The 17,005-nt window shown below is 61.3% G+C and carries 15 protein-coding genes; 5 read left to right on the top strand and 10 right to left on the bottom strand.

Features of this window, described 5'->3' with window-relative positions:
• Window positions 1-10 precede the first annotated feature (10 nt).
• From lon to cmoB, 4 genes are all read left to right on the top strand, one after another.
• Window positions 11-2,431, top strand: a complete 2,421-nt coding sequence (gene lon, locus B2Y33_RS14075) for an endopeptidase La (RefSeq protein ID WP_027915375.1) — start codon at window positions 11-13, stop codon at window positions 2,429-2,431.
• 111 nt (window positions 2,432-2,542) lie between these two features.
• On the top strand, window positions 2,543-2,935 hold the full coding sequence (locus B2Y33_RS14070; RefSeq protein WP_059183281.1) for a protease inhibitor I42 family protein: 393 nt from the start codon (window positions 2,543-2,545) through the stop codon (window positions 2,933-2,935).
• A gap of 136 nt (window positions 2,936-3,071) precedes the next feature.
• Window positions 3,072-3,815, top strand: coding sequence for a carboxy-S-adenosyl-L-methionine synthase CmoA (gene cmoA, locus B2Y33_RS14065; RefSeq protein WP_027915377.1), 744 nt, complete (start codon window positions 3,072-3,074; stop codon window positions 3,813-3,815).
• Window positions 3,812-4,768, top strand: a complete 957-nt coding sequence (cmoB, locus tag B2Y33_RS14060; protein WP_027915378.1) for a tRNA 5-methoxyuridine(34)/uridine 5-oxyacetic acid(34) synthase CmoB — start codon at window positions 3,812-3,814, stop codon at window positions 4,766-4,768. Before cmoA ends, cmoB begins: the two co-directional genes overlap by 4 nt.
• Before the next feature lie 8 nt (window positions 4,769-4,776).
• Here the strand turns inward: cmoB and pdxJ are convergent, their stop codons facing one another.
• From pdxJ to rpoE, 10 genes are all read right to left on the bottom strand, one after another.
• A complete protein-coding gene (pdxJ, locus tag B2Y33_RS14055; RefSeq protein ID WP_219857981.1) occupies window positions 4,777-5,499 on the bottom strand; it encodes a pyridoxine 5'-phosphate synthase in 723 nt (240 codons plus the stop codon).
• A 60-nt stretch (window positions 5,500-5,559) separates the two neighbouring features.
• Window positions 5,560-6,243 (bottom strand): DNA repair protein RecO, encoded by a 684-nt coding sequence (recO, locus tag B2Y33_RS14050; protein WP_088523555.1) that lies wholly within the window; start codon window positions 6,241-6,243, stop codon window positions 5,560-5,562.
• 79 nt (window positions 6,244-6,322) lie between these two features.
• Window positions 6,323-7,225: a GTPase Era gene (gene era, locus B2Y33_RS14045; protein WP_023535257.1), complete on the bottom strand. Its 903-nt coding sequence runs from the start codon at window positions 7,223-7,225 to the stop codon at window positions 6,323-6,325.
• Entirely contained in the window at window positions 7,218-7,907 is a 690-nt protein-coding gene (gene rnc, locus B2Y33_RS14040) for a ribonuclease III (RefSeq protein ID WP_023535270.1), read from the bottom strand. The genes era and rnc overlap by 8 nt, the downstream gene beginning before the upstream one ends.
• A gap of 157 nt (window positions 7,908-8,064) precedes the next feature.
• The gene (gene lepB, locus B2Y33_RS14035) at window positions 8,065-8,919 is read right to left on the bottom strand and encodes a signal peptidase I (RefSeq protein WP_023535203.1); all 855 of its coding nucleotides are present in this window, start codon (window positions 8,917-8,919) and stop codon (window positions 8,065-8,067) included.
• Window positions 8,920-8,924: 5 nt separating this feature from the next.
• Complete coding sequence (lepA, locus tag B2Y33_RS14030) at window positions 8,925-10,724, bottom strand: translation elongation factor 4 (protein WP_023535281.1); 1,800 nt, start codon at window positions 10,722-10,724, stop codon at window positions 8,925-8,927.
• Window positions 10,725-10,906: 182 nt separating this feature from the next.
• Window positions 10,907-12,292, bottom strand: coding sequence for a DegQ family serine endoprotease (locus B2Y33_RS14025; protein ID WP_376743998.1), 1,386 nt, complete (start codon window positions 12,290-12,292; stop codon window positions 10,907-10,909).
• A gap of 226 nt (window positions 12,293-12,518) precedes the next feature.
• Window positions 12,519-13,478, bottom strand: coding sequence for a MucB/RseB C-terminal domain-containing protein (locus B2Y33_RS14020; protein WP_206405963.1), 960 nt, complete (start codon window positions 13,476-13,478; stop codon window positions 12,519-12,521).
• A gap of 12 nt (window positions 13,479-13,490) precedes the next feature.
• Complete coding sequence (locus B2Y33_RS14015) at window positions 13,491-14,081, bottom strand: sigma-E factor negative regulatory protein (RefSeq protein WP_023535291.1); 591 nt, start codon at window positions 14,079-14,081, stop codon at window positions 13,491-13,493.
• Window positions 14,082-14,112: 31 nt separating this feature from the next.
• The gene (rpoE, locus tag B2Y33_RS14010; RefSeq protein ID WP_003252049.1) at window positions 14,113-14,694 is read right to left on the bottom strand and encodes an RNA polymerase sigma factor RpoE; all 582 of its coding nucleotides are present in this window, start codon (window positions 14,692-14,694) and stop codon (window positions 14,113-14,115) included.
• A 433-nt stretch (window positions 14,695-15,127) separates the two neighbouring features.
• Between rpoE and nadB the strand changes: the two genes are divergently transcribed.
• The gene (nadB, locus tag B2Y33_RS14005; protein ID WP_110607312.1) at window positions 15,128-16,732 is read left to right on the top strand and encodes an L-aspartate oxidase; all 1,605 of its coding nucleotides are present in this window, start codon (window positions 15,128-15,130) and stop codon (window positions 16,730-16,732) included.
• Window positions 16,733-17,005: the final 273 nt, after the last annotated feature.

Raw genomic sequence — 17,005 nt, 5'->3', positions numbered from 1 at the left:
CAGGTGCCCCATGAGCGACCAGCAGGATTACCCTGAACACGCCGACGATTCCAACGAAGTCGAACATACCAGTAGCCAGCCGATAACCGGCCATGCCTTGGCCCTGCCTGGACAGCAACTGCCGGACAAGGTCTATGTGATCCCCATTCACAACCGCCCGTTCTTTCCGGCGCAGGTGCTGCCGGTCATCGTCAACGAAGAGCCGTGGGCCGAGACGCTGGACTTGGTGGCCAAGTCTCCCGACCACTGCCTGGCGCTGTTCTTCATGGACACGCCGCCTGAAGACCACCGCCATTTCGACACCAAGGCCCTTCCGGAGTACGGCACCCTGGTCAAGGTGCACCATGCCAGCCGGGAAAACGGCAAGTTGCAGTTCGTGGCCCAGGGCCTGACGCGGGTACGTATTCGGACCTGGCTCAAGCACCATCGCCCGCCCTATCTGGTTGAAGTCGATTACCCGCGCCAACCGGCCGACCCGACCGACGAGGTCAAAGCCTATGGCATGGCCCTGATCAACGCCATCAAGGAGCTGCTGCCCCTCAACCCGCTGTACAGCGAAGAGTTGAAGAATTACCTCAACCGCTTCAGCCCCAACGACCCCTCCCCGCTGACCGACTTCGCCGCCGCGTTGACCTCGGCGACCGGCAGCCAGCTTCAAGAGGTGCTCGACTGCGTGCCCATGCTCAAGCGCATGGAAAAAGTGCTGCCCATGCTGCGCAAGGAAGTTGAAGTCGCTCGCCTGCAAAATGAAATTTCCGCCGAGGTGAACCGGCAGATTGGCGAGCATCAGCGCGAATTCTTCCTCAAGGAGCAACTGAAGGTCATCCAGCAGGAACTGGGGTTGACCAAGGATGATCGCAGCGCGGACCTCGAACAGTTCGAACAACGGCTCGAAGGCAAGACCCTGCCGGACCAGGCACGCAAGCGCATCGACGAGGAGATGGGCAAGTTGGCGATCCTGGAGACAGGCTCACCCGAATACGCCGTGACCCGAAACTACCTGGAGTGGGCGACAGCCCTGCCCTGGGGTATCTACGGGGACGACAAGCTCGACCTCAAGCACGCCCGCAAGCTGCTCGACCAGCATCATGCGGGGCTGGACGATATCAAGGAACGTATCCTCGAGTTTCTGGCCGTTGGGGCATGGAAAGGCGAGATCAGTGGCTCGATCGTGTTGCTGGTGGGCCCGCCAGGGGTGGGCAAGACCAGCGTTGGCAAGTCCATCGCCGAATCGTTGGGCCGCCCATTCTATCGCTTCAGCGTGGGCGGCATGCGCGACGAAGCCGAAATCAAGGGGCATCGCCGCACCTACATCGGGGCCCAGCCAGGCAAGCTGGTGCAAGCCCTGAAGGATGTCGAAGTGATGAACCCGGTCATCATGCTCGACGAAATCGACAAGATGGGGCAAAGCTACCAAGGCGACCCGGCCTCGGCGCTGCTGGAAACCCTGGACCCCGAGCAGAACGTCGACTTCCTCGATCACTATCTGGACCTGCGCCTGGACCTGTCCAAGGTGCTGTTCGTCTGCACCGCCAATACCTTGGATTCCATCCCCGGTCCACTGCTCGACCGCATGGAGGTCATCCGCCTCTCCGGGTACATCACCGAAGAAAAACTGGCCATCGCTAAACGCCATCTCTGGCCCAAGCAACTGGCCAAGGCGGGTGTGGCCAAAAGCAGCCTGAGTATCACCGACAGCGCCTTGCGCCTGGTGATCGAAGGCTATGCCCGGGAAGCCGGCGTACGACAGCTGGAAAAACAGTTGGGCAAGTTGGTGCGCAAGGCCGTGGTGAAGCTGCTTGAAGACCCCACCGCCAAGCTCAAAATCGGACCAAAGGATCTGGAAGGCGCATTGGGCATACCGGTGTTCCGCAGTGAGCAGGTGCTGGCGGGCAAAGGTGTGATCACGGGCCTTGCCTGGACCAGCATGGGCGGTGCCACACTGCCAATCGAAGCGACGCGCATTCACACGCTCAACCGCGGTTTCAAGCTGACCGGCAAGCTCGGCGATGTCATGAAGGAATCGGCTGAAATCGCGTACAGCTATGTCAGTTCTAACCTCAAGCAGTTTGGCGGCGACCCGGCCTTCTTCAACGAAGCGTTCATTCACCTGCATGTACCCGAGGGTGCTACCCCCAAGGACGGTCCGAGTGCCGGCATTACCATGGCCAGCGCGCTGCTGTCCTTGGCACGGGATCAGGCACCGAAGAAAGGTGTGGCCATGACCGGCGAGCTGACCTTGACCGGGCAGGTGCTGCCCATTGGTGGGGTGCGTGAAAAGGTCATCGCGGCGCGCCGGCAGAAGATCCACGAGTTGATCCTGCCCGAGCCTAATCGCGGCGATTTCGAGGAACTGCCCGACTACCTGCGTGAAGGGTTGACGGTGCATTTCGCCAAACGCTTTGCCGACGTCGCCAAAGTGCTTTTCTGAAGTACAGGAGCAGGGGCTGTGCTGCAGCCCCCTGGTTCATCCTTCCCTCGGTATGACTACCGTGCCGCTTAATCGGTTATCCTCGGGCACTCGACAACCCGTGGAGCCCCTATGTCCACCTCACGCCTGCTTGCCCCGTTGGGGCTGACTCTGCTAACCGCCTGCGCCCAGCACGGGCCCGAGCCTGTCACCCTGGATGCTGACAGTGAGTGCCCGATCTACCTGGAAAAAGGGCAGGTGTTGAACCTGACACTTCCCAGCAACCCTTCCACTGGCTACCGCTGGCGCGTGGAAGCCGCCGCTACGCCTGTGCTCGTCAGCCTCGGGCCCGAGGTCTACAGCGCGCCCGATCAGGAGGATGTGGTCGGCAGCGAAGGCCTCTCGACGTGGCGTTATCAGGCCGATCAAAGCGGCAAGGCCGCCTTGAAGCTGGTCTATCAACAGCCTTGGGCCAGGCAGGTGACGCCAGTGCAAACCTTCGATTGCAATGTCGTCGTGCGCTGACGCTTTGCGTTGATGTACGTGGGCGAATCTGCCGTACATACGCAGGATCCAGGCCAATCGGCGCCACGCTGGCATGGCAAGATCACCCGCCATTCGATAAAATGCGCGCCCCGTTTCACCCAGCCTTGAGCCCGCCGTGACCACAGATCCCGATCGTCTTTTCGCCCAACCGTTGGCGCAGGTACCCGACTTCGTTTTCAACGAGGACGTGGTGCGCGTGTTCCCGGACATGATCAAGCGCTCCGTGCCGGGCTATCCCACGATTGTCGAGAATGTGGGCGTACTGGCCGCACGCTTCGCCATGCCCGGCACGGCGTTGTATGACCTGGGCGCCTCGCTCGGTGCGGTTACGCAGGCTTTGCGCCGGCACGTGCGCGGGGAAGGTTGCCGCGTAATCGCCGTGGACAATTCCGCCGCCATGGTCGAGCGCTGCCGCGAATACCTCGCAGCCCAGGACTCGATGTTCCAGGAATTGTTGCCTGTCGAGGTGCTGGAAGCGGACATCCTCAACCTGGCGTTCGAACCGGCCTCGGTGGTGGCGATGAACTTCACCCTGCAGTTCATCGCACCGCCGCAGCGACTGGCGCTGTTGACCCGCATCCGCCAGTCACTGCTGCCCGGCGGTGCCCTGATCCTTTCGGAAAAGCTGTGCTTTGCCGACGCCACAGCGCAGGCGCTGCTCAACGACCTGCACCTGGACTTCAAACGCGCCAACGGCTACAGCGAACTGGAAATTGCCCAGAAGCGCAGCGCCATCGACAACGTGATGAAGCCTGACACCCTGGAAACCCACCGCCAGCGCTTGCTCGATGCAGGGTTCTCGACGGTGGTGCCCTGGTTCCAATGCCTTAACTTTGCCTCGTTGATAGCCCTACCATGATCGATCTTTCCCCTCTGGCGCGCCGTCTGGCGGGCACCCCCCTGGCTGAATGGTCGCAAGGCCTGCAGGCGCAACTCGATGCCAAGCTGGAAAAAGGCCATGGCGACCTGGACCGCTGGCGTGGTGCGCTGCACGCGCTACCGGCCCTGCAGCCGAGCGAAATCGACCTGGTAAACGGACTGCGTCTGGACTGCGACTGCGATGATGCCAGCCGTGTGCAAATGCGCCAGGCATTGATGGGGCTGTCGCCCTGGCGCAAAGGCCCCTTCGATCTGTTTGGCGTGCACGTCGATACCGAATGGCGCTCGGACTGGAAATGGGCTCGCGTTGCGCCGCACCTGGACCTCAAGGGCAAGCGGGTACTGGACGTTGGCTGCGGTAATGGCTATTACCAGTGGCGCATGCTGGGCGCTGGCGCCGACATGGTCATCGGGGTCGACCCGAACTGGTTGTTCTTCTGTCAGTTCCAGGCGGTACAACGGTACTTGCCGAACCTGCCGGCCTGGCACCTTCCTTTTGCGCTGGAAGACCTGCCTGCCAGCCTCGAGGGCTTCGACACTGTGTTTTCGATGGGGGTGTTCTATCACCGTCGCTCGCCTATCGAGCACCTGCTGGCGCTCAAGGACTGCCTGGTCAAGGGCGGCGAACTGGTTTTGGAAACACTGGTGATCGAAGGCGACGTGCAACAGGTGCTGGTGCCCGAGGACCGTTACGCGCAGATGCGCAACGTGTGGTTCCTGCCCTCGGTCCCAGCCCTGGAGCGCTGGCTGCGCCGGGCTGGGTTCAGTGATGTTCGCTGCGTGGATGTCAGTGTCACGAGCCTTGAAGAACAGCGCAGCACCGAATGGATGCGCTATCAGTCGCTCAGTGATTTCCTCGACCCCAGCGATTCAGGCAAAACCATCGAGGGCTTGCCTGCCCCGCGTCGCGCCACGCTGGTGGCGCGCAAATAGCCGTTGGCTCAACGCGAGGCCGCGAGAATCAACGCCTTCATTTCTGATACGGCGGCCTTGAAGCCCACGAACAATGCGTGGGCGACCAGCGCGTGGCCGATGTTCAGTTCGTTGATGCCCTTGATGGCCGCCACGGCCTCAACGTTGTGGTAGTGCAGGCCATGGCCGGCATTGACGATCAAGCCTTGGCCGATGCCAAACGCCACGCCATCGACAATGCGCTTGAGCTCTTCAGCCACTTCGGTAGGTGATTGCGCGTCGGCATAACGGCCGGTGTGCAGCTCGATGGCCGGCGCGCCTACCCGGTGCGAGGCCTCGATCTGGCGCTCGTCGGCATCGATGAACAACGACACCTCTGCGCCGATCCGCGACAGGCGCTCGACCGCCGCTTTGATTCGCGCTTCCTGGCCTGCCACATCCAATCCACCCTCGGTGGTGAGTTCCTGACGGGTTTCAGGCACCAGGCAGATGTGCGCCGGGCGGATCTTTTCGGCAAAGGCCATCATCTCTTCGGTGACGCCCATTTCGAAGTTCATGCGCGTCTGCAATACATCCTTGAGCAGCAGCACGTCGCGCTCCTGGATGTGGCGGCGATCCTCGCGCAGGTGCACGGTGATGCCGTCGGCACCCGCCTCTTCAGCATCCAGCGCCGCCTTGACAGGGTCTGGGTAACGCGTACCCCGGGCCTGGCGCAGGGTGGCCACATGGTCGATGTTGACGCCGAGAAGCATGCGGTTGCTGTGGGTCACGAAAGGCTCTCCTTGGATTGAGCCCTACAGCATACGTCGTGATCAGCGCTTGCGAAACAGTTCGCGGCTGACCAGCGGCTTGCCACCCAGATGAACGGCCAGGGCCTGGCGCATCAAGCGCTTGGCCGCCAGCAAAGCACCTGGCGTTTCCCAGTCTGCCTCGGCCAAGGCCAGCAACTCGGTGCCACCGAACAGCCCAGGCTGGGGCAGTTCGACCCGCTCCAGCCCAGCGTCCACGCGCAGGCGGTACCGCCCCTCGGCGGCAATGGGCTGCTCGTTGACATCCATGTGCAGCGAGAAGGCGTAACCCAGCTCATCGAGCAGCCGCCATTCAAAGGCCCGCAACAGCGGCTCGAGCGGACGGCCGGCCAGAAGAGCTTGCAGGGTTTGCGCATAGTGATCAAACAACCCAGGCGAAGGTGCCTCTGCCGGGAGCAGGCGCATCAGCAACTCATTGAGGTACAAACCGCTGAACACAGCGTCCCCGTGCAGCCAGGGTGCCATGCCGACCGTTTCCAGCCTGCCAACGTTTTTCAGCTCCCCTCGCCCGCGCAGCTCAAGCTCCAGTGGCACAAAGGGGCGCACCAGGCTGCCACCCTTGCCCCGCGCGCGGCGCAATACGGCACGTACGCGCCCCTGGGGGGTGAAGAAGTCCACCAGCGCGCTGGTTTCCTTGTAGGCGCGGCTGTGCAGCACATAGGCTGGCTGACCGACAGGTTGTTCCATGAAATTCACCAGCCCGCGTGAGGCAGACGTTGTCGAGAACGCCCCGACCGGGGCGCTCTCGCATCAGGCTGCGTAAGCCTTAGAGGTCGCCGTAGCCCAGCGAGCGCAGGGCGCGCTCGTCATCGGACCAGCCGCCTTTGACCTTGACCCAGAGGTTGAGCATGACCTTGGCGTCAAACAGCACTTCCATGTCCTTGCGCGCATCGGAACCGATGCGCTTGATGCGCTCACCCTTGTCGCCGATGATGATTTTCTTCTGCCCGTCGCGTTCGACCAGGATCAGCGCATGGATATGCAACACATGCCCCTGCTGCTTGAACTCCTCGATTTCCACTGTGATCTGGTAAGGCAGCTCGGCGCCCAGCTGACGCATGATCTTTTCACGCACCAGCTCGGCAGCCAGAAAGCGGCTGCTGCGATCGGTGATCTGGTCTTCCGGGAAGAAATGCTCGTTTTCCGGCAGGTGCTTGGCGATCAGCGCTTCGAGCGATTCGAGGTTGTGGCCCTGCTGCGCGGAAATGGGCACGATCTCGGCGTTGGGCAGCTGGCCTTGCAGCCACTGAAGGTGCGGAATGAGCTCGGCCTTTTCATCCATGCGGTCAGTCTTGTTCACCGCCAGGATCACCGGGCCGGTCACGTACTGAACGCGCTCGAGCACCAATTGGTCCTCATCCGTCCACCGGGTGCGGTCCACTACGAAGATCACCACGTCGACGTCCTTCAAGGCGGCCGAGGCGTTGCGATTCATGTAGCGGTTCAGGGCCTTGTCGTTGGCCTTGTGCATGCCGGGGGTATCGACATAGATGGCCTGCACCGGGCCCTCGGTCTTGATGCCGAGCATGTTGTGACGCGTGGTCTGCGGCTTGCGCGAGGTGATGGCCAGTTTCTGGCCAAGGATGTGGTTCAACAGGGTCGACTTGCCGACGTTCGGGCGACCGACGATAGCGACGTAGCCGCAACGGGTAGTGGTGTTCTCAGTCATTGCCATTCTCCACGCCCAGGGCGATCAATGCGGACGCAGCGGCTACCTGCTCGGCGATACGCCGGCTGACACCCTGACCACGGCTCTTGTTGTTCAGCAGCACGACTTCGCATTCGACGAAGAACGTACGGCAGTGAGGTTCGCCCTGGATATCCACCACTTCGTAACGCGGCAGCTCGCAGCTGCGCGATTGCAGGAACTCCTGCAGGCGGGTTTTAGGATCCTTGTTGGTATCGACCAGGGTCAGCCCTTCGAACTCGTTGGCCAGCCAGGCGAGCACGCGCTCGCGGGCCGTGTCCATGTCGGCGTCCAGGTAGATGGCCCCGATCAAGGCCTCCAGCGCATCGGCCAGAATGGACTCGCGGCGAAAGCCCCCGCTTTTGAGCTCGCCCGAACCCAGGCGCAGGTATTCGCCCAGGTCGAACCCTCGGGCCAGACGGGCCAGGGTCTCACCTTTGACCAAGCGGGCACGCAGCCGTGACAGCTGCCCTTCACGGGCCTGGGGGAAGCGCTCGAACAGCGCCTCGCCGGCGACGAAGTTGAGAATGGCGTCACCGAGGAACTCCAGACGCTCGTTATTGCGCCCGGCATAGCTGCGGTGGGTCAGGGCCAGGAGCATCTGGTCCTGGTCCTTGAAGGTGTAACCGAGCTTTCGCTCCAGGCGGGTAAGGGAAGCAGTCATGCGGCCACCCGATCGTTGTTAAACGCGTTGTTCAAATCAGCATCCTGAAAGACGGTTTGGCCATGGTCACCGCACGCTGGGCGGCGAATCTCCCATCCTTGAGACACAGCCTATGTCAGAAAAGCATTCGGCGCTGTATGGACAGCGCCGAAGGGTATCAATGGATCAGTCCGACCCGCGACAAGTTGGGCAGGTGGCTGAGTTTTGGCTCAGGCCAGCTCATCCATACTGCGAAAGCCTTGCCAACGATGTTGCGGTCCGGAACCATGCCGTGCAGTTCCTTGGGAATGTTGGGGTCATCCCAGTAGCGGCTGTCGTTGGAGTTGTCGCGGTTGTCGCCCATCATGAAGTAATGGCCGGCTGGCACCGTCCATTGCTGGTCCGGCGGCATACGGTAACGGCTCATCTCCTTGCGGATCAGGTGCTCGGCAGCACCGAGCTTTTCCTTGTACAGCTGGGCGCTGCCCAGCGTCCCAGGCTCGGTACCCACCAGTTGCTCGGCGACCCGCTGACCGTTGACGAACAACTGCTTGTCGTTGGTGTAGCGGATCTGGTCACCGGGCAAGCCAACGACCCGCTTGATGTAGTTGACGTTCGGGTCGCTGGGGTAGCGGAACACCATCACATCGCCGCGCTGTGGGTCGCCCACCTCGATGACCTTCTTGTCGATCACCGGCAAGCGGATGCCATAGGAGAACTTGTTCACCAGGATGAAGTCACCCACTTCCAGCGTGGGTTTCATCGACCCCGACGGAATCTGGAAAGGTTCGACCAGGAACGAGCGCAGCACCAGCACGATGAACAGCACCGGGAAGAACGACTTGCCGTATTCGACCAGCAAGGGTTCCTTGTTCAGGCGCTCGACCACCGCCGGTTCCGGCTGGCTGACACTGCCCTGGTAAGTGGCGATCGCCGCACGTCGGCGCGGCGCCAGGAACAGAAGGTCGATCAGGCCCAACAGACCGCACACGAACACGGCAATGACGAGCAACAGCGGGAAATTTAGCGACATAGGACCTAACTATCCAACCTGAGCACGGCGAGGAAGGCTTCTTGTGGAATTTCCACGTTGCCCACCTGTTTCATGCGTTTCTTACCGGCCTTCTGCTTCTCGAGCAGCTTCTTCTTACGGCTGACGTCGCCGCCATAACATTTGGCCAGTACGTTCTTTCTGAGCGCCTTGACAGTGGTACGCGCGATGATCTGGCCACCAATGGCTGCCTGGATCGCCACATCGAACATCTGCCGCGGGATCAGTTCCTTCATCTTCTCGGTCAACGCGCGGCCTTTGTACGCAGCGTTGTCGCGGTGCACGATCAATGCCAGGGCATCGACCTTGTCACCGTTGATCAACACGTCCAGCTTGACCAGGTTGGCCGACTGGTAACGATCGAAGTGATAGTCCAGCGAAGCATAGCCACGGCTGGTGGACTTCAAGCGGTCGAAGAAGTCCAGTACCACTTCGTTCATCGGCATGTCGTAACGCACTTGCACCTGGCTGCCCAGGAACTGCATGTCGCGCTGAACGCCACGCTTCTCGATACACAAGGTGATCACGTTGCCCAGGTGTTCTTGTGGCACCAGGATGGTCGCGGTCACGATGGGCTCGCGGAAGTCGGTGACCGACGAGACGTCTGGGAGCTTCGACGGGTTGTCGACGACGATGGTTTCACCGGTCTTGAGTTCCAGCTCGTAGATCACGCTGGGCGCGGTGGTGATCAGGTCCAGGTCGTACTCGCGCTCCAGGCGCTCCTGGATGATCTCCATGTGCAGCATGCCCAGGAACCCGCAGCGGAAGCCAAAGCCCAGGGCGTCGGAGCTTTCGGGCATGTATTGCAGGGACGAATCGTTGAGCGTCAGCTTCTGCAAGGCATCGCGGAAGTCTTCGAAGTCATCGGAACTGACCGGGAACAGACCGGCGTATACCTGCGGCTGGATCTTCTTGAACCCAGGCAGCACTTCGACTTCCGGGGTGGAAGACAGGGTCAGGGTATCGCCGACCGGGGCACCGTGGATGTCCTTGATGCTGGCGATGATGAAGCCCACTTCGCCGGCTTTGAGGTCGGCGGTTTGGGTGTGCTTGGGCGTGAAGACGCCCACGCTGTCGACCAGGTGCAGCTTGCCGGTGGACTTGACCAGGATCTTGTCGCCTTTCTTGACGCGACCATGACGCACGCGCACCAGCGAGACCACGCCCAGGTAGTTGTCGAACCAGGAGTCGATGATCAGGGCTTGCAGTGGCGCGTCGATATCGCCGGTCGGTGCGGGAATGGTGTGCACCAAGCGTTCGAGCACCTCGTCCACCCCCATGCCGCTCTTGGCACTGCAGGCCACGGCATCGGTGGCATCGATGCCGATGATCTTCTCGATTTCGTCCTTGACGCGATCGGGATCGGCCTGTGGCAGGTCCATCTTGTTCAGGACCGGCATGACTTCCAGGCCTTGCTCGATGGCGGTGTAGCAGTTGGCGACGGACTGGGCCTCGACACCCTGGCCGGCATCGACCACCAGCAACGCCCCTTCGCACGCCGCCAGCGAGCGCGAGACTTCATAGGTGAAGTCGACGTGGCCGGGGGTATCGATGAAGTTGAGCTGGTAGACCTTGCCGTCCTGGGCCTTGTAGTTGAGCGTGACGCTGTGGGCCTTGATGGTGATCCCGCGTTCGCGCTCCAGGTCCATGGAGTCGAGCACCTGGGCTTCCATTTCGCGCGCAGTCAGGCCACCGCACATTTGAATGAAACGGTCGGCCAGCGTCGACTTGCCATGGTCGATGTGGGCGATGATGGAGAAATTGCGGATATGACTCAAATCACTCACGGGTCAACACTCGGAAAAGGCTGCGAGCCGGACGCCCGCCGAAAAATAGCCGGCAATTGTACCTGAAGCTGCCAGGATGTGGGAGATTCCTCTGCCCGGCCGTCACCTGCAGCTTGGCATTGAAATGTCACTGCACATGAAAAAGGGCAGCTGTCGCTGCCCTCCTCCCGTATTCGCCGCGCTTACTCGGCGAGCTTGAAGGTGATGAAGCTGGCGCGCCCCTGGCGCAACACGCGCATGGACACGGAGCGGTTCTTCGGCAGCTCCTTGGCGATTTGCGTGAATTCCTTGGCCGAACCGATGGCCTGGTTGTTCAGGTGACTGATGACGTCACCCGGACGCAGGCCGATCAGCGCGGCCGGACCATCCTGCACTTCCTTGATGACCACGCCGCCCTTGAGCTCCAGGGATTTCTTCTGCTCGGCAGTAAGATCGGCCACCGAAACGCCCAGGCGATTGATGCTGCGCTCGACATTGCTGTCGCCGGCACCGGCGCCGATGTCGGCATCGTCGTCTGGCAGTGCGCCAACACTGACATCAAGGGTCTGGCGCTTGCCGTTGCGAATGATGTCCAGCTTGGCCTTGGCACCATCCTTCAAGCCACCTACCAGATGCGGCAGGTCGGCAGACATGACGATCGGCTGGCCATTCATGCTCAGGATGACATCACCGACCTGCAGGCCCCCTTTGGCAGCCGGGCCGTTTTCCAGCACCTGAGCGACCAGCGCACCGGCAGGCTTGTCCAGACCGAAGGATTCAGCCAGGTCCTTGTTGACCTCCTGGATGACGACGCCCAGCCAGCCACGGCTGACCTTGCCGTCCTTCTTCAGCTGATTCGAGACATCGATGGCCACGTCGATCGGGATCGCGAACGACAGGCCCATGAAGCCACCGGAGCGCGTGAAGATCTGCGAGTTGATCCCCACCACCTCGCCGTTCATGTTGAACAGCGGCCCACCCGAGTTGCCCGGGTTGATCGCAACGTCGGTCTGGATGAACGGCACATAGGTGTCGTTGGGCAGGGTGCGACCCTTGGCGCTGACGATACCTTTGGTCACCGAATGGTCAAAGCCGAACGGCGAGCCGATGGCCAATACCCATTCGCCGACCTTGAGCTTTTCAGAATCCCCCAGCTTGACGGTAGGCAGGTTCTTACCCTCCACCTTCAGCAGTGCGACGTCGGTGCGCGGGTCGGTACCGACCAGCTTGGCTTGCAACTCGCTGCGGTCGGACAAGCGCACGATGATTTCGTCGGCATCGGCGATGACATGGTTATTGGTCAGTACATAGCCGTCGCTGGAGATGATGAAGCCCGAGCCCAGTGACTGCGCCTCACGCTGACGGTCACCACGCGGTGCACGCGGTTGCTGCGGAAGGTTGCGCTCGAAGAATTCGCGGAACATTGGCGGCAGGCCTTCGAGATCCGGCATTTGCCCTGCGGCGATGCGACGGTCCGGAAGCTTCTGCTTGGTACTGATGTTGACGACCGCCGGCGAGGCTTGCTCGACCAGCGTCGTGAAATCCGGCAGGGCTTCTTCAGCCTGGACCGTCAGCACTTGCCCGAGCATCAGCACGGCCGCGAAGAACGATAGATAGGGTTTCAAACGAGGTATTGACATACGGCTCCCGTCACAACGAGCGGTAATTAAGAAACGACCCTGCACAACGCAGCAATGGCCAGGCTCCCAGAAGCCTGACCTATAGAAAATTTGCCGTCAGATTGCAAATGACAATGCTTTAATTTCATTTCAAAAAGCCACGCCCTGAGCGGGACCGCTCGCCATTAGCCTTTGCTCACTGGCCCGCCTGAGCGTCTTGAGGACGCATCGACAAGGCAACGCGTTCGGCCGTGCCTAGCGGAATCTCGCCAACGACGGTCACCATCATCTGGCCCTTGGGCGTACTCAGGCGCCGCGACACTGCCGATGTCGGGCCCAACTGGGTACGCACATCAGCGCCAGCCTCGCCCTTCACAGGCTCGATGAAGACAGAGAAACGCGCCAGACCGTCGTCATACATCAAGGTGCTGACCGGGCTGCCCTGCCCAGGTTCGCGGCGGATGGCGCTATTGACCACTTCGAACCCTGACGGTAGCCAATCGGAGCGCCACCCAGAGACAGCCCCACCGGCAGGCGCCGCTGCCACCACGGGCTTGCAGGCCGAACTGGGGCGCAGGTCTTCGTCGGTAGGCATGCGTGCTTCAAGCCGGGTCATCTGGAACCGCTCAAGCAGTTGACCTTTCTCGTTGAGCATCAGCGAGCGCAGCGGTAAGCCCGTTGCACGGTCCAGATGCAGCTCGTAACCGTAACGGTGCTGATCACGCGGTGAAAGTGACACGACCACCGCGTCCCGGCCTGCAACGCGAGACTTGCCGGACACGGACAGGTCGTACCAACTCATGAGTTTGAGGGGGTCAAGGCGGCGTGGCGCGCTATCGGGCGGCGCCGAAATACCTTCGGCAAGCCCGCCACTGACGCATTGTACCTTGCCATCGACGTGCACGATTTCCTGGGCGACGCCATCGAGCTGCAGCAGCCGCTCGCTGACCTTGCCCTCTTGGACACGGTGCCAGATATCGTGGGTTGAAAAGCTGCCGTTACGTTCGTAAACGAAGGAGCCCAGGTAGCTCTGTCGTTGCTCGGCCTGTGCCAGCTTGTTCAGCCACTCGTTCGCCTCTGGCGAAGAATTGGCTGCCAACGCTGGCACCGTCATGCAGCTGCCGAGCAGCAGCGACAGGAGAGGTAGCGCGCGCATGAGCCTCCCTAATTAGCGGTTTTCCAGGCTGGCGGCGCGAGCGTAAGGCAGTGCGGTTTCAGAACCCTTCAGAGCGGACTCCTGGGCATGTTGGCGCAGGTAACCTGGCAGACGCTGGTCCCAGCCAGCCTGGTTCTGCAAAACACCGTTGGCCATCGGGCCAGTCGGCTGATCGCTGCTTTCGCTGTAGCCGGCCAGCACGGCAGGGCCTTGGGCCTGCGGCACGGTCACACCCTGCTGAACAGGCTGCTGGGCCGCAAGCTGGGCACCGGTAATATCATCCTGGTTGTACAGGCGCACACCTGCCAGTACGGCGAGGGTCACCGACGCGGCAACAGCCACGCGGCTTACGGTGCGCCATGGGCCTTGCTTGGCCTTGGCAGGCACGGCCTCATCGGCCAGCGCTGCGGATACCGCCGAGGCGATGTCCAGGTTAGGCAGCAGCAGCTCCTTGTGCATGGCTGCACGGGCTACCTGGTAACGGGACCAGGTAGCACGGGTTTCGGCATCGTCGACGGCATTCAACACCCGACGCAATTCCAGTTGGTCCGCTTCGTTATCCATTACCGCGGACAGCGATTCCTGCAAAGCTTCACGACTCATGGCGGTTCCTCTCTTGGCTGTAGCCGCTGTCTCAGGTTTCCTGCAGCAAAGGCTGCAAGGCTTTGTCAATGGCCTCCCGAGCGCGGAAGATACGAGAGCGCACGGTACCCACTGGACATTGCATGACGCTGGCAATGTCTTCGTAACTCAGGCCATCGAACTCTCGCAGGGTCAGCGCCGTACGCAAGTCTTCTGGCAGTTGCTGAATGGTGCGATGGACAGTGCCTTCGATCTCATCCCGCAACAAGGAGCGCTCTGGAGACTCAAGATCCTTGAGGCCATGATCGCCGTCGTAAAACTCCGCATCCTCGGAGCTCACATCGCTGTCTGGCGGCCGTCTTCCACGGGACACCAGGTAGTTCTTCGCCGTGTTGATGGCGATGCGGTACAGCCACGTATAAAACGCACTGTCACCGCGGAAGTTGCCAAGCGCACGGTACGCCTTGATGAACGCTTCTTGTGCAACGTCCTGGGCTTCGTGGGTGTCATGGACAAACCGCACGATCAACCCGAGAATCTTGTGCTGGTACTTCAGCACCAATAGATCGAAAGCTCGCCTGTCGCCGCGTTGTACGCGCTCGACCAGTTGCTGATCTTCTTCCTGGGTTAGCATGAACACTCCTCGGTGATCTCGAAGGAGCGTTGCAGCAGCCATCGCTCAGGCTTGCAACCATAGACTCGGGCTTTGCGCAAAAGTTCTCCCCTCCAAGCAAGTTTCCTGCAGACCTTGAGCGGCGTGCACGGAAGACGCGGCACGGCAGCAGCCGACAACGTCGATAATCAGGTTACGAATACGCAGGTGAGCCCAATGTCGAGCTACCACCCTGCGTCGCCGCGGCAAATTGTTGGCGTGCGGGCAGCCTTCATAGGATTTCCAGCCACGCTGGAAAGTTCCCACAATGCCTGCCGTTACCGGGCGAGCGGCATGGAAAAGGGCCACCCGAGGCTGCTATAAAGGCCACCCGGCCATTAAACGATAGTTTCACAATGCCATCGACGCATGACTATTGTGCCGTGCCCCCTCCGAAGATTACTAGTGTCCTGACATGAGCCAACAATTCCAACATGATGTCCTGGTTATCGGCAGCGGCGCAGCGGGCCTGAGCCTGGCCCTGAACCTGCCTGCGAATCTGCGCATTGCGGTGCTGAGCAAGGGTGACCTGGCCAGCGGTTCGACCTACTGGGCCCAAGGGGGCGTAGCGGCCGTACTGGACGGCGCCGATACGATTCAGTCCCACGTGGAGGACACCCTCAATGCCGGCGGTGGCCTGTGCCACGAAGACGCTGTTCGCTTTACCGTGGAGCACAGCCGCGAAGCCATCGAGTGGCTGATCGAGCAAGGCGTGCCGTTTACCCGGGATGAGCCCAACGGCGTGGTCGACGCAGGCTTCGAATTTCACCTGACACGTGAAGGCGGCCATAGCCACCGGCGCATCATCCATGCCGCCGACGCCACGGGCGCGGCCATCTTCAACACCTTGCTGGCCCAGGCCAGGCAGCGCCCGAACATCGAGCTGCTGGAGCAGCGTGTGGCGGTGGACCTGATCACCGAGCGGCGCCTGGGCCTGGACGGCGAGCGCTGCCTGGGTGCCTACGTGCTGGACCGCAACACGGGCCAGGTGGACACGTTCGGCGCGCGGTTCACGGTGTTGGCCACGGGTGGGGCGGCGAAAGTGTACTTGTACACCAGCAACCCAGATGGCGCGTGCGGCGATGGTATCGCCATGGCCTGGCGGGCTGGCTGCAGGGTCGCGAACCTTGAATTCAACCAGTTCCACCCTACGTGCCTTTATCACCCGCAGGCCAAGAGCTTTTTGATCACCGAGGCCTTGCGTGGCGAAGGCGCCCTGCTTCGCCTGCCCAACGGGGAGCGCTTCATGCCCCGCTTCGACCCACGCGAAGAGCTTGCCCCGCGCGACATCGTGGCGCGGGCGATCGACCATGAAATGAAGCGCCTGGGGGTGGACTGCGTCTACCTGGACATCTCGCACAAGCCTGTCGAGTTCATCAAGAACCATTTCCCGACCGTTTACGAGCGGTGCCTGGGCTTTGGCATCGACATCACCCGCCAGCCGATACCTGTGGTGCCGGCAGCGCACTATACCTGTGGTGGCGTCATGGTGGACGACCGGGGGCACACGGATGTACCGGGGCTGTATGCGATTGGTGAAACCAGCTTCACGGGGCTGCATGGCGCCAATCGCATGGCCAGCAACTCGCTGCTGGAGTGCTTCGTCTACGGTCGGGCTGCGGCGGCCGACATCCAGGCGAACCTCGAGAATGTCGGCATGCCAATGGCCTTGCCTGGGTGGGATGCCAGCCAGGTCACGGACTCGGACGAGGATGTGATCATTGCGCATAACTGGGATGAGCTACGGCGCTTCATGTGGGATTACGTGGGGATCGTGCGAACCAGCAAGCGGTTGCAGCGGGCGCAGCATCGCGTGCGGTTGTTGCTCGATGAAATCGACGAGTTCTACAGCAACTACAAGGTCAGTCGGGATTTGATCGAGTTGCGCAATCTGGCGCAGGTGGCGGAGTTGATGATTCGCTCGGCGATGCAGCGCAAGGAGAGCCGGGGGTTGCATTACACGTTGGATTATCCGGCGATGCTTGGCGAGGCCAGAGACACGGTGCTTGAGCCCGATTGAATGGTTGGGGGAAGATGGGGACTGCAGGATTTAGCTTCGCGGCCCACATTGTCGGGGCCGGTCTGGCGCCCCGGCAAGACCGCTTCTACGCGCGTGCGTGCTGTTTAGGGATACGCTGCTGCTTATTGAGATGTGTTTAACAGCGAGCACTGTGCCAAACAGCATACCCCTGATATAAAACCGGTATAACGCGGGCTCATATATTAACTTTTTGAATCTTTCGCACCCACGAAGCACCCCAACGCTCTTGCCTTTGATCTTGATCTTGATCTT

Origin of the sequence: Pseudomonas sp. UBA5666, assembly GCF_002420785.1 — a bacterium.
Lineage (GTDB): Bacteria > Pseudomonadota > Gammaproteobacteria > Pseudomonadales > Pseudomonadaceae > Aquipseudomonas > Aquipseudomonas fulva.
This window is presented reverse-complemented; position numbering and strand designations above follow the sequence as displayed.

What these genes read in the sequence shown, in the direction of transcription:
- cmoB (WP_027915378.1), top strand. Translation starts at nt 3,812, where the DNA reads ATGATCGATCTTTCCCCTCTGGCGCGCCGTCTGGCGGGCACCCCCCTG.
- era (WP_023535257.1), bottom strand. Translation starts at nt 7,225, where the DNA reads ATGACTGAGAACACCACTACCCGTTGCGGCTACGTCGCTATCGTCGGT.
- rpoE (WP_003252049.1), bottom strand. Translation starts at nt 14,694, where the DNA reads ATGCTAACCCAGGAAGAAGATCAGCAACTGGTCGAGCGCGTACAACGC.
- rnc (WP_023535270.1), bottom strand. Translation starts at nt 7,907, where the DNA reads ATGACTGCTTCCCTTACCCGCCTGGAGCGAAAGCTCGGTTACACCTTC.
- nadB (WP_110607312.1), top strand. Translation starts at nt 15,128, where the DNA reads ATGAGCCAACAATTCCAACATGATGTCCTGGTTATCGGCAGCGGCGCA.
- B2Y33_RS14025 (WP_376743998.1), bottom strand. Translation starts at nt 12,292, where the DNA reads ATGCTCGGGCAAGTGCTGACGGTCCAGGCTGAAGAAGCCCTGCCGGAT.
- B2Y33_RS14020 (WP_206405963.1), bottom strand. Translation starts at nt 13,478, where the DNA reads ATGCGCGCGCTACCTCTCCTGTCGCTGCTGCTCGGCAGCTGCATGACG.
- lepB (WP_023535203.1), bottom strand. Translation starts at nt 8,919, where the DNA reads ATGTCGCTAAATTTCCCGCTGTTGCTCGTCATTGCCGTGTTCGTGTGC.
- pdxJ (WP_219857981.1), bottom strand. Translation starts at nt 5,499, where the DNA reads ATGCTTCTCGGCGTCAACATCGACCATGTGGCCACCCTGCGCCAGGCC.
- B2Y33_RS14015 (WP_023535291.1), bottom strand. Translation starts at nt 14,081, where the DNA reads ATGAGTCGTGAAGCTTTGCAGGAATCGCTGTCCGCGGTAATGGATAAC.
- lon (WP_027915375.1), top strand. Translation starts at nt 11, where the DNA reads ATGAGCGACCAGCAGGATTACCCTGAACACGCCGACGATTCCAACGAA.
- recO (WP_088523555.1), bottom strand. Translation starts at nt 6,243, where the DNA reads ATGGAACAACCTGTCGGTCAGCCAGCCTATGTGCTGCACAGCCGCGCC.
- B2Y33_RS14070 (WP_059183281.1), top strand. Translation starts at nt 2,543, where the DNA reads ATGTCCACCTCACGCCTGCTTGCCCCGTTGGGGCTGACTCTGCTAACC.